Source organism: Proteus sp. G2669, assembly GCF_009915245.1.
Taxonomy (GTDB): Bacteria; Pseudomonadota; Gammaproteobacteria; order Enterobacterales; family Enterobacteriaceae; genus Proteus.
In genome coordinates, this window is the sequence record NZ_JAABLX010000050.1 from 387,207 (window position 1) to 400,223 (window position 13,017).

A 13,017-nucleotide genomic window follows, 5' to 3' on the forward strand; every position below is an offset into this window, starting at 1 on the left:
TTAACGTACCTTTAACGTCGCCAGACCAATAAGCACTAACATCAGTGAAATAATCCAGAAGCGGACAATAACACGAGGTTCAGGCCAGCCTTTTAATTCATAGTGGTGATGAATTGGAGCCATACGGAAAATACGCTGACCACGTAATTTAAATGAACCGACTTGTAAAATAACGGAGAGTGTTTCAACAACAAACACACCCCCCATAATCACTAATAAGAATTCTTGGCGTAATAACACAGCAATCGTACCTAACGCACCACCCAATGCGAGAGAACCAACATCTCCCATAAAGACTTGCGCTGGGTAAGTGTTAAACCAAAGAAAACCTAAACCCGCACCGACGATAGCGGTACATACAATCACTAATTCGCCCGCATGCATTAAATAGGGGATCTTCAAGTAACTTGCAAAATTAACGTTACCTGTCGCCCATGCGACTAATGCAAAACCAGCGGCGACAAAAACAGTTGGCATAATGGCTAAACCATCTAAACCATCCGTTAAGTTAACGGCGTTACTTGTTCCCACAATGACGAAATAAGCCAGTAAAATATAAAGCATGCCTAATTGAGGCATAACATCTTTAAAGAATGGGACGACTAGCTGTGTTGCAGGAGTATCTTTACCAATAGCATACATACTAAATGCAACGACTAACGCCAACACGGATTGCCAGAAATATTTCCAACGTGCAATCAAGCCTTTGGTATCTTTACGAACGACTTTGCGATAATCATCAACAAAGCCGATAACGCCATAACCAATTAAAACCAATAACACACACCAAACATAAGGGTTGTCTAGTCTTGCCCATAGTAATGTGGAAATGGAGATAGAGAACAGGATCATAATCCCGCCCATTGTTGGTGTGCCACGTTTGCTAAAGTGAGACTCTGGCCCTTCACTACGAACCACTTGTCCAATTTGCATTTTTTGTAACCAAGCAATGAGGTGAGGCCCCATCCACAAAGCAATAATTAATGCCGTCAATAAACCAACAATCGCCCTGAATGTCAGATAAGAAAACACATTAAAAAATGTATGGTATTTAACCAAATATTCGGCTAGCCAAACTAACATTCAAAGCACTCCTTTAATGCGTTCACGATATCTTCCATTGCGGAGCTTCGTGAACCTTTTACTAAAACTGAAACAACATCATGCTGCTGTAATAATGGAATTAATTGAGCGAGTAAGTCGGCTTTAAATGTAAAATGCTGACCACCTTGGTTTTCATCACTAATAAAGTGGCTGTGATCCCCTACGGTAAATACACTATCAATCCCTGCATTGTGTGCAAAACGTCCCACATCACGGTGACATTTCTCTGAGTCTTTACCTAACTCAGCCATATCTCCCGCAACAAAAATCTTATATCCCGGCAATTGAGAGAGCACTTGTAAGCCCGCAATCATCGAACCATCATTCGCATTATAAGTATCATCTAACACCATTTTCCCGGTGGTTAACTCCACAGGGTACAATCGCCCAGGTACCGCTTTTAATGTTGATAACCCAAGGCGAACCGCATCAAGCGTTGCGCCTGCTGAAAGTGCCAACGCACTAGCAGCTAAAGCATTGGCAATATTATGACGTCCCGGCAATGGAAGAGTGACTTCAACACAACCTTCTGGTGTATGTAAGGTGAAGTTAGTGGTGAATTGCTTAATAGCGATATCCGTCGGATAAAAATCAGCATTACTGTGAGCTGATAAAGAGAAAGACCATTGCGTTTGACGCGCATTAAAGTGGCGTTCCCATAGAGGTAAGTCATTACTATCAAGATTAATAATGGCAGTACCTTGCTCTTTTAGATGTGTAAAGATTTCGCCTTTTGCTTGGGCAATGCCTTCAAGTGAGCCGAAACCTTCAATATGAGCAGAAAAGAGATTATTTACCAAAGCGCTATCAGGTTTAACCATATCCACGGTATAGGCAATTTCACCAATATGATTTGCACCTAGCTCGATAACGGCAAAACGATGCTCTGGTGTTAAACGAAACAGTGTTAGTGGCACACCAATATCATTATTTAAATTACCGTAAGTATATAAAGTTTCACCACAATGACGCAAAATCGAAGCCGTCATTTCTTTGACAGATGTTTTTCCTGAAGAGCCTGTCAATGCCACAATTTTAGCATTGCTCAGTGAACGGATATGAGTAGCAATCGCCCCCATTGCCAAACGAGTATCTTTCACAATGATTTGCGGACAATCAATATCAATTTCACGGTTAACCAATACGGCAACGGCGCCCTTTTCTTTGACATCAGCGATAAAGTCATGCGCATCAAAACGCTCACCTGCTAATGCAATAAAGAGGCAATATTCATCAATATTGCGGCTATCTGTTGAAATTGATTTAATCGTTAACTGATTAGCTTGGCTTTGAGCAATATGGCTCAACTGACCATCTGTAACTTGTGCAATGATTTCTAGTGATAAAGGGATCATGCTATCACCCCTAATAACCGTGCAACGGTTAATCTATCCGAATAATCAAGGCGGCGTGAACCGACTAACTGGTAATCTTCATGCCCTTTGCCTGCGACTAAAATCATATCATTAGCATCGGCTTGCATAATCACGTTAGTCACTGCTTCTGCTCTGCCTTCAATAGCAATTGCACGGCCAGGTTCCATTAAACCAGAAAGAATATCTTGAATAATGGCTTTTGGCTCTTCACTACGTGGATTATCATCAGTGATAACAACTTTATCTGCTAATTCTTCTGCAACTGCACCCATTAGTGGGCGCTTACCTTTATCTCTATCACCACCACAACCAAACACACACCACAATTTACCAGTGCAGTGTAAACGAGTGGCTTGGAGTGCTTTTTCTAGTGCATCAGGAGTATGAGCATAATCGACAATAACGGTAGGACGATTATCTGCACTAAACACTTCCATTCGACCACAAACAGGAGTAAGTGCAGACGATGCTTTAATCACAGCATCTAATGGATATTCCAGTGCTAACAATGTCGCTAAAGCACATAATAGATTACTGACGTTAAATGCCCCCATTAATGGGCTTTCAATTTCCCCTTCACCCCAGCTTGAGCTAAAGCGAATAGTTGCACCTTCATCGTGGTAATTAATGTTTGTTGTTTTAACGAAGCGACCTTGCCAATTTACAGGCAATTTATTATCCATTGTCACTGCAACAGCGTCAGGCAAACGTAATAACCATTTTTGACCAACAGTATCATCCGCATTAATGATTTTCTCACCACTATGATGTGTGGAGAACAATAACCATTTGGCCTCTTCGTAATTTGCCATATCACCATGATAATCAAGATGATCACGACTTAAATTAGTAAACACACTGGCCACAAAAGGTAAAGCACTAACGCGACCTTGCACTAAGCCATGAGAAGAGACTTCCATCGCTGTAAATGTCGCGCCTTGATTTAATAGTTGTTGTAACTCTAATTGAATATCAACCGCAGAGCCTGTGGTGTTCATGGCTGGAACAACGTGACCTAATAGCCCGTTACCTACTGTTCCCATCACAGCACTGGTTTCGCCTAATCCTTGTGCCCACTGCGCTAACAATTGTGTTGTTGTTGTTTTTCCGTTAGTTCCAGTAACACCAATTAATTTCAGTTTTTCAGCTGGTTGATGATAAAAATATCCAGCTAATTTTGATAATTCCGCATTGAGATTATCAATATAAATAACAGGTATGCCGTGGCTTTCACGAATTTCACCATGCGTTGCAACATCTTGTGCTTCCGCTAATACCGCAGAAACACCTTGAGCAATTGCTTGAGGAATATAGCGTCTACCATCAGTTTCATGACCCTTAATGGCGATAAAAAGATCACCGCTTGCCGCTTTTCGGCTGTCGAGTGTCATGTCTTTGAGCATCAATGACGGTGCTTGTATCCCTAGTGCCCCTAATAGGTCACTTAAGTTAGGATCGGCCACTTGTATCCTCTTCTTTTTTAATTACAAATTCATTTTTATCGTCTGGCATCAATGCATCTGGTTCTACGTTCATTGTTCGTAAAACCGCGCCCATGATTGTGCCAAACACCGGTGCAGATACTGCGCCCCCGTAATATTTACCCGCTTTAGGTTCGTCGATTATCACAACCAACGCAAAACGTGGACGACTCGCAGGCGCAACGCCCGCCGCATAAGAGATATATTGATTGATATATTTTCCGTCTGGTCCTACTTTTTTCGCCGTACCTGTTTTAATCGCAATGCGATACCCTTTAATAGCCGCACTTACACCGCCGCCACCGGGCAATGCAACACTTTCCATCATATGCACGACCGTTTTCATTACTGGCTCAGGAAATACGCGCGTTCCTGGTACAGGAGGATCAACTTTTGTAATTGAGAGTGGACGGTAAATACCAAAACTACCAATCGTTGCATAGACACGCGCTAATTGTAACGGTGTTACCATTAGCCCATATCCGAATGAGAAGGTGGCCCTTTCAAGATCGGACCACCGTTGTTTTTTTATTGGAAATATGCCACTACTTTCACCAACTAGCCCCAAGTTAGTTGGCTTCCCGAATCCAAATCGTGAATAAACATCCACAAGTTCAGATGCAGGCATCGCTAACGCTAGTCGTGAAACACCAACGTTACTCGATTTCTGTAATATTCCTGTTATCGATAACTCATGATATAACGCCACATCTTTTATTTGATGTCCGTTAAGACGATAAGGAATTGTATTAATAACACTATTTTCTTTAACAATATGATTGTGCAGAGCACTCATCACAACCATCGGTTTTACTGTAGAACCTGGTTCAAAAATATCGGTGATAGCACGATTACGCATCGCATCTTTAGGCGTTCCCGCTAAATTATTCGGGTTATAAGATGGGCTATTCGCCATTGCTAACACTTCGCCTGTATTGACGTCTACTAAAACAGCAGTTCCAGATTCTGCTTTATTCTTGATAACAGCATTGGTTAATTCACGATAAACCACGGATTGTAGGCGTTCATCAATACTTAACATCAAGTTATGAGCAGCTTGACTATCTGTTTGAGCAATATTTTCAATGACTCGATTGAAACCATCCTTACGAACGACACGTTCACCAGGAGCACCTGTTAGCCATTGGTTAAAACTTTTTTCAACACCTTCAATGCCATCACCATCAATATTCGTTACACCAATAATATGAGCAGTTACTTCACCCGATGGATAATAACGTTTGGATTCTTGGCGCATGTTAATCCCAGTAATTTTCAATTTACTAATGTAATCACTAATTTCGGGATTAACTTGGCGAGCAAGATAGATAAAACGTGCGGAAGGTGCGGCAGCAATTTTCTGTTCGATTTGACTGACGGAGATCTTTAGTGCGTCAGCAAGCGCTAACCAACGAGAATCTGTCATATCTGGATTGGCATCCAATACAACTTTAGGATCTGCCCAAATAGCATACACAGGCACACTGACTGCAAGAGGTCTTCCCATTCTATCGCTGATCATCCCTCTTGCTGTTGGGACTTTTTGTACACGTAAAGAACGCATATCCCCTTCACGAATTAGGGGATCTGGATTAATAATTTGTAAATAGGCAACACGGATTAATAGCGCGGCTAAAGCGATACCAATGCCTGTGCAAAGCAACGCAAAACGCCAACTCACAAATCCTGTTTTTTCTTCAGGCTTGCGTAGTTTGGCATTTGACTTTGTCTTTGCTTTCGCTTTTGCCGAACGTGAAAATTTCATACTTGCCTTAATTATTTAGTAACCACGATGTTCTCTTTTGTTGGATCAACATGAACCATCCCCAAACTATCACTTGAAAAACGCTCTACTCGGCTATGATCGGCCAGTGCATTTTCTTCAAGAATGAGGTTGCGCCATTCGATATCCAATACATTTTTTTCCAGCACTAAACGCTCTTTTTCTGCTGTCAATAAACGTGTCTTGTGCGCTGTCGTCACGACATACACCGCAGAAATAATCACGGCTATCAGTAAACATACAGGTAACTTGCCATGACGCAGTAAATCCTGCCCTATAACTCCTGGTAGTGTGTGTCGTTCTGTAGACATTTATTCCTCAATACGTTGTGCTACACGTAATACAGAGCTTCGTGCCCGTGGGTTCTCTTCCACCTCTATACCTGTCGGTTTCATCTTGTGAATACTGGATAAGCGAGCACTTCCTAACTCTTTTATCTGCGCTTCTGTGAGTGGAATACCCGCTGGGACAACTGGCCCTTTGCTCTCATCACGAATAAAGCGTTTTACTAATCGGTCTTCTAATGAATGGAAGCTAATCACAGATAAACGCCCTTCTGGCGCTAAAACTGAGACTGCACCTTTTAATGCTTTTTCAATTTCATCTAATTCGCTGTTGATATAGATTCGAATTGCTTGAAAGCTTCGTGTTGCTGGATGCTTATGGCGTTCTTTTACTGGGCTTGCTTCACTAATTAAATCAGCTAACTGCTTAGTTCGTGTCAACGGCTCTTCTGTTTTATTACGAGCAACAATGGCGCGTGCAATGCGCTTAGCGAAACGTTCTTCACCAAATGTTTTCAGTACCCAAGTAATGTCATCTTCTGCAGCTGTCATTAGCCATTGCGCAGCAGATTGCCCTGAAGTGGGATCCATACGCATATCAAGTGGTCCGTCTCGCATAAAAGAAAAACCACGTTCAGGATCATCAAGCTGAGGAGAAGAAACGCCTAAATCCAGCAAAACGCCATCAATCTTCCCAGCTAAACCTAACTCTTTGACATACTGTTCAATATTTGAAAAAGGCCCATGAACAATAGAAAATCGTGCATCATCTATTTCATTGGCAACTGCAATAGCTTGTGGATCTCGGTCTATCGCTATCAAGCGACCTTGCTCACCTAATTGCGATAAAATTAAACGGGAGTGGCCTCCGCGACCAAATGTTCCGTCGATATAGATACCTGAAGACTTAATGTTCAGGCCATTCACTGCTTCATCCAGTAGTACACTGGTATGGCTAAAATTATTTGTTGTCATTATTTAAAGTGATAAATCCAATAGTCGTGTCGATAACGGTTCCTGAGAGGTTTGCTCGGCAACAATGTCTTTTTCAATCTGGCTATACCAGACCTGTTCATCCCACAATTCAAATTTATTGAATTGACCGACTAACATGACCTCTTTGGTTAGCCCCGCATGCTGTCTTAGCGTGCTAGCTAGCAAAAGACGTCCTGCACTATCCATTTGGCATTCGCTGGCATGTCCTAATAACAGACGTTGAACTCGACGTTCAGCCGGGTTCATGGAAGACAAAGCCGCCAATTTTAACTCAATCTTTTCCCATTCAGGAAGTGTATAAAGCAATAAACACGGCTGATTGAGATCAATGGTACAAACCATTTGACCTTCAGAAATCTCACTCAGCGTTGTTCGATAACGGGAAGGAACTGTTATTCGCCCTTTGCTGTCAAGATTAACGAGTGTTGCTCCACGAAACATCCTCATTACCCTCAGCTTTGTAATTTACACCACATTATCCCACAAATCCCCACAAATAGAGTTTACGGATGGTATGAAAACGTTGTCAAGCCAGATGTAGGAAGCTTTATTTATATTTACAGTAATTTGATGAGTACACCGAAATGTTGAAATTATTGACAAAAAAGAAATAAGGAATATTAACACTATGATTAATAGCGATTATTTTTCATTTTATATTTTTAATTACGAAAAGTAATTATTTATAACGATAACAAGGAAGAAAACCAGATAAAGAAATCATAATGAGTAAATAATAATTTTAATGATAAAAAACTAATTTATAGCAGTTCATTTACCTTTAGCCAACATAATCATTTGAGGATGCTTTTATATAAATAAAAATAAAAAGGCTTAAAAAAATAATTCAATATCAGGCAGATAGTTATTTATTTTCTTCTCACTTTCTCTAAAGTAAAATCTGTTATTTATTAAAGTTAAGCAATATCACTTATGGGTATGTCAAAATTTAATCTATTAACTTAGAAAAATGAGAGAAATAGTAAAAAAAGGCTTAAGATTAATCTCAAATTTAATATTCTCTAAGCTATTCGACATTCTTAAATCAAATAAAGCATCCCCGTTTTAATTTAATAAAACAGGGATGAGTATAAATGCAGGTAATTATGATAAAGCAATATCAAATTAACGTGCGCGTCCTAAACTGCCTCGGCGACATAAATCACGACGAATACGTGTAATTCCCGCTTGCGGTTTTTGTTCTTCTTCCAGACTAGCAAGAACAAGTTCTAATACACGTTCTGCAATATCACGATGTCGTTGAGCGACAGATAAAACAGGGCATTCAAGGAAATCCAATAACTCATGATCACCGAAAGTCGCAATAACCAATTGTGTTGGTAAACGGCCACTTCGTTGTAACGTCACATCCATAACCCCTTGCAATAAAGCAAACGAAGTTGTGAATAATGCATCTGGCATTGGATTATTGTTTAGCCATTCTGAGAAAGCTGCTGCTGCGGCTTCTCGCTCATAGCTATTAGCATAAAGGTAGGTTACTTCTCGAGGATCATCTTTCCAAACACTACGGAAACCTTGTTCACGTAAAAAACTCACAGAGAGTTCAGGAAGGGCCCCTAAGTAAAGTACAGATTGCGAAGGAAAAGCTTTCAGTTCAGTTGCCAACATTTTGGCATCTTCTAAGTCATCACCAACAACGCTGATAAAATGCTCACTTTCTAATGCCCTATCTAGCGCGATAATCGGTAATGAGCGATTAGCCCAACGCTGATAAAAAGGGTGTTCTGGTGGCAATGCCGTTGAAACAATAATGGCATCAACTTGACGTTGTAATAAATGCTCAACACAACGAATTTCGTTGTCAGGTTGGTCTTCTGAACATGCAATTAGCAACTGATAACCGCGTTGGCGTGCTTGTCGTTCAAGGTAATTTGCGATCCTGGTATAACTGGTGTTTTCCAAATCAGGAATAACCAAACCAATAGAACGCGTACGACCAGCACGTAATCCCGCGGCAACAGCGTTCGGGTGGTAATTATGCTCTCTGACCACCGCCATCACTTTTTCAACAGTCTTGTCACTTACACGGTACTGTTTCGCCTTACCATTAATGACATAACTTGCTGTTGTTCGTGAAACACCAGCCAAGCGGGCGATTTCATCCAGTTTCACATTAGCCTCTTTTAATTATTAAATGTGTTATTTATTACATATTGCTATGAACTTCAGTCATTATGCTGATCTGATTTTGCATTTTAACACAATTTACTGATAAAACCGTATGCGTCAACGTTTCCGTTTATGCCTTTTATCAATTATTTCAATCATCATTATCTATCAATCAGTAATTTCACAAGAAAAAAGCACCTTAAAGGTGCTTTTTCTTGCTTAAATTTAATCTTGATACATCAATTCAATTTCATTTCGATAACGTTCTGAAATAATTTTACGGCGAAGTTTTAATGTCGGTGTTAACTCACCTGATTCCATTGAAAAACCTTCAGCAAGCAACGTAAATCGCTTAACCTGATGAAAACTAGAAAAGTTTTTTTGCATTTCACGTAAACGCTCATCAAACAGTTCTTTAATTTTTGTATGACGTAATAATTCGATGCGATCATGGTATTTTAGATTTAATGCTCGGGCATGTTCTTCAAGAGCATCAAAACAAGGCACAATCAGCGCAGAAACAAATTTACGCGTATCAGCAATCACCGCAATATGCTCAATAAAACGGTCTTGCCCTAAAGTACCTTCAATCATTTGTGGTGCAATATATTTACCATTCGACGTTTTCATTAAGTCTTTTAAACGTTCAGTGATAAATAGTGCACCATCACTATCAAGCGCGCCGGCATCACCAGTACGTAACCAACCGTCTTCTGTAAAAGCAGCCGCGGTATCTTCTGGTTTATTGAAGTACCCTTTCATAACAATGCTACCACGGACTTGAATTTCATTTTCAGCCCCAATACGAACTTCAATACCTGGTAGTGGTGTACCAATAGAGCCTAATTTATACTTATTTTCTTCCCAGCATGAAACAGTGGCACAGGTTTCGGTCATACCATAACCGTATTTAATATTAATCCCTGTTGCTAAAAAGAAACGAATAACAGCATCATCTAAACGCGCACCAGCTGCTGGTAAAAAGCGGACCCGTCCACCTAAAATTTGGCGTAATGGTTTTAAAACCTTCTTATCAGCAAAGCGATAACATAAACGAGAAATGAAACTGAGATTACGCTGATTAAGTTGTGCTTCGCGCTGTTTTTCACCCTGCTTGATTGCCCATTTAAAAATAAATCGACGTAATAGTGAAGCCTGAGACACTTTGTCTTGAATTGCGCTATATACTTTTTCATAGAAGCGCGGAACAGCACACATAACGGTAGGCTTAACCTCACTCATTGCTTCTCTAACAGCATGAGTATCCGTTAAATACACATTGACAGCTCCCGTGTGCATGACATAAAAGCTCCAAGCACGTTCGAAAACGTGAGAAAGCGGTAAGAAACATAATGAAACGTCTTTATCTGATAATGAAAGACGTTCGTCATGCAGGTAAAGTTGAGATGCTAAACTCGTGTAATCAAGCATTACACCTTTAGGTTCCCCTGTTGTTCCTGATGTATAAATCAAGGTAAACAGATCGTCTAAATTACACTCACCAATGCGTTGTACTAACACGTCATCATACTGATATTGAGTGTTATTAATTAAACTATCGAGATAACATGAAGCTGGATTTGTGTTTAATACGACATCAGAGTTAAATACAATAATATGTTCAAGTTGAGGACATAACGCTAATAATTCAGAAGCAATATCGTATTGCTTTTGGTCGCCAACAAAAAGAATGCGAATATTTGCATCATTTAAAATATAAGCGGCTTGTTCAACATTGCTGGTTGCATAAAGAGGAACAGTTACCGCACGTAATTGCAAAGAAGCAATATCAGCCAAAGACCAATCAATGGTATTTTGAGAAAAGATCCCTATATTTTCTTGAACACTCACACCCATTTCTAATAATGCATTTGAGAGCGCGCGTGTTTTCTTTTCAACCTCTGTCCATGACATTTCGATATTGCGCTTAGCATCCCACTGACGATAAGCAATATTATTCCCGCTGTGCAAAAACCGCATCTGCAACCTTCTAATTATATGATAATTTTGAAGATTATTATTAGTTATCATAATTTTCCTGCTATTTATGGAAAAGCGACCGTGTTATCAAACTGAAATGGACAAAATACGCCACTTATAATTTCAGCTTACACTTGTTCGCTGACTCGGATAAAAGTCTAAGTGATCCACCAAAATAAAGGAATTCAATTTTACATAAATTTGTAAAATTGTGAGTTATGAAAAGTTTTGTCAAAAGGAGCTATCTCACCTCAGTGAGGGAGTTCGACATTACAATTCTATTTTTTTATGGAAGATAAAAAGAAAAATAGATGAATAACAACAAGTAACTGTTATTACGTAATCAGTGACAATATATAGAAAAGAGTATTGGTGTAGAAAATCACCGTTGAGCGAGTAAAATGCGAATAATAGTCATTATTATAAATAAAGGGCAAAAATAGTGACAGCAATCCAATTTATTTTATCTAACCGCATAAAACTCATGTTGGTTATTAGTCTAACAACTAATGTTATCTGCCACTATTTCTGCATAATTAGAAATAAAAACTAATTATGAGCGAAAACACTCTAGTTCTGACAAACTTCACTAAGTAAATTTTTCATCCATAAGTGACCTTTGTCACGCTCGGTTGATTCATGCCAAATTAAATAACATGGACGCAGTGTCTTTTCCCAAGGTAACGAAATGGCTTTGATGTCTAATTGCTCAGCATTGCATTCCACTAACCATTTTGGTGCAATAGCAACTAAATAAGTTTTAGAGACAATATTTAATACGCTATTTAAATCAGTTCCCTGATAAGTGATAAGATTTTCTAAATGAGTATCTTTATAATAAGGAGTACTAAATGAACCAACATCATCTAAAGAAACAATTGAATGTTGTTCATTTAATAACATCTCTTGTGTCACACTTTCTTTAATACGTGGATGCTTATTAGAAACAACTAAAACAAGTTCATCATTAAACAATGGCTGTGAATGAAACTCTGCTCTATCAAATTGTTTATAATTAATAAAGAATTCGACTTCTTGATATTTTAATTGGTGTTCTATATTACTATTTAAGTAAGATTTAATATTAACATTAATGTTAGGTGTTTTATTTTTAATTTGTTCAACTATTTTTGGTGCTAATTTAATATCTAGCGGGCTACAAATAGATAAATTAAATATACGTTCACTTTGTTCTGGTTCAAACCCAGCCCCTGGAAGTTCATTATGTACTAATTGCAATGCTTGTCTAACAGGACCAAAAAGCTGTTTTGCTCTTAATGTAGGTTGAATACCACGACCATAACGAACAAATAATTCATCATTAAACATTACTTTAAGTCGAGATACTGCATTACTAACTGCGGGTTGTGACATGCCAAGAACCTGTGCGGCTCGAGTGACATTTTGCATTTGCATAACAGCATCAAATACCGTTAATAAATTAAGATCAACATTACGTAAATGCATATCTGCTGATTCTTTACTGGTAACTGTTGCTGATGTGTAATCCGTCATTTCTTACTCCACTATGTTATTATAATGGTTAATTAACTATTATTAACAAAGGCATTATTAATAATAGATATGTCTTAACTATTACTTTAACTATTTATTAAAATTTATTATTCATCGTCCATGCATATAACTAAACACATAAGTTTCATATCAATAAAAAAACATTTTTCATATAAAGATGAAAAATTGATATTAAAATTACATGTATAGAAAATGATTATATCAATATATATTACAACCTGTTTTACCTTCTGCCTTGCAAATAATAAAACAAAGTATGATAAAAATCATAATAAAATGATGTATTTTCATTCCTAAAATAAGTATCCAAGAGCTATCAACTCTAATAATACAATGATTTTTATGCT

The 13,017-nt window shown here is 38.7% G+C and carries 10 protein-coding genes; all 10 read right to left on the reverse strand.

The annotated features are described in order from the left end of the window. Entirely contained in the window at nt 1-1,083 is a 1,083-nt protein-coding gene (mraY, locus tag GWI68_RS15740) for a phospho-N-acetylmuramoyl-pentapeptide-transferase (RefSeq protein ID WP_023581493.1), read from the reverse strand. Next, nucleotides 1,077-2,459, reverse strand: a complete 1,383-nt coding sequence (murF, locus tag GWI68_RS15745) for a UDP-N-acetylmuramoyl-tripeptide--D-alanyl-D-alanine ligase (RefSeq protein ID WP_166540888.1) — start codon at nt 2,457-2,459, stop codon at nt 1,077-1,079. Before murF ends, mraY begins: the two co-directional genes overlap by 7 nt. Continuing rightward, nucleotides 2,456-3,943, reverse strand: coding sequence for a UDP-N-acetylmuramoyl-L-alanyl-D-glutamate--2,6-diaminopimelate ligase (gene murE, locus GWI68_RS15750; protein WP_166540889.1), 1,488 nt, complete (start codon nt 3,941-3,943; stop codon nt 2,456-2,458). Before murE ends, murF begins: the two co-directional genes overlap by 4 nt. After that, nucleotides 3,930-5,726 carry a peptidoglycan glycosyltransferase FtsI gene (ftsI, locus tag GWI68_RS15755; RefSeq protein ID WP_166540890.1) on the reverse strand — a complete coding sequence of 599 codons (1,797 nt, stop codon included), beginning with the start codon at nt 5,724-5,726 and terminating at the stop codon, nt 3,930-3,932. Before ftsI ends, murE begins: the two co-directional genes overlap by 14 nt. 11 nt (nt 5,727-5,737) lie before the next feature. Then, a complete protein-coding gene (ftsL, locus tag GWI68_RS15760) occupies nt 5,738-6,055 on the reverse strand; it encodes a cell division protein FtsL (protein ID WP_082151795.1) in 318 nt (105 codons plus the stop codon). After that, a complete protein-coding gene (gene rsmH / locus GWI68_RS15765) occupies nt 6,056-7,003 on the reverse strand; it encodes a 16S rRNA (cytosine(1402)-N(4))-methyltransferase RsmH (RefSeq protein WP_109407471.1) in 948 nt (315 codons plus the stop codon). A 3-nt stretch (nt 7,004-7,006) separates the two neighbouring features. Then, nucleotides 7,007-7,465, reverse strand: coding sequence for a division/cell wall cluster transcriptional repressor MraZ (mraZ, locus tag GWI68_RS15770; protein ID WP_072069274.1), 459 nt, complete (start codon nt 7,463-7,465; stop codon nt 7,007-7,009). A 684-nt stretch (nt 7,466-8,149) separates the two neighbouring features. Next, nucleotides 8,150-9,157 carry a catabolite repressor/activator gene (gene cra / locus GWI68_RS15775; RefSeq protein WP_072069275.1) on the reverse strand — a complete coding sequence of 336 codons (1,008 nt, stop codon included), beginning with the start codon at nt 9,155-9,157 and terminating at the stop codon, nt 8,150-8,152. Between the two features lie 222 nt (nt 9,158-9,379). Further along, nucleotides 9,380-11,185, reverse strand: coding sequence for a long-chain fatty acid--CoA ligase (locus GWI68_RS15780; RefSeq protein ID WP_166540891.1), 1,806 nt, complete (start codon nt 11,183-11,185; stop codon nt 9,380-9,382). Nucleotides 11,186-11,704: 519 nt separating this feature from the next. Continuing rightward, a complete protein-coding gene (gene leuO / locus GWI68_RS15785; protein WP_166540892.1) occupies nt 11,705-12,649 on the reverse strand; it encodes a transcriptional regulator LeuO in 945 nt (314 codons plus the stop codon). Nucleotides 12,650-13,017 lie beyond the last annotated feature (368 nt).

Coding starts and splice junctions, on each gene's coding strand:
- mraY (WP_023581493.1), bottom strand. CDS start 1,083: ATGTTAGTTTGGCTAGCCGAATATTTGGTTAAATACCATACATTTTTT.
- mraZ (WP_072069274.1), bottom strand. CDS start 7,465: ATGTTTCGTGGAGCAACACTCGTTAATCTTGACAGCAAAGGGCGAATA.
- rsmH (WP_109407471.1), bottom strand. CDS start 7,003: ATGACAACAAATAATTTTAGCCATACCAGTGTACTACTGGATGAAGCA.
- murF (WP_166540888.1), bottom strand. CDS start 2,459: ATGATCCCTTTATCACTAGAAATCATTGCACAAGTTACAGATGGTCAG.
- leuO (WP_166540892.1), bottom strand. CDS start 12,649: ATGACGGATTACACATCAGCAACAGTTACCAGTAAAGAATCAGCAGAT.
- ftsL (WP_082151795.1), bottom strand. CDS start 6,055: ATGTCTACAGAACGACACACACTACCAGGAGTTATAGGGCAGGATTTA.
- ftsI (WP_166540890.1), bottom strand. CDS start 5,726: ATGAAATTTTCACGTTCGGCAAAAGCGAAAGCAAAGACAAAGTCAAAT.
- GWI68_RS15780 (WP_166540891.1), bottom strand. CDS start 11,185: ATGATAACTAATAATAATCTTCAAAATTATCATATAATTAGAAGGTTG.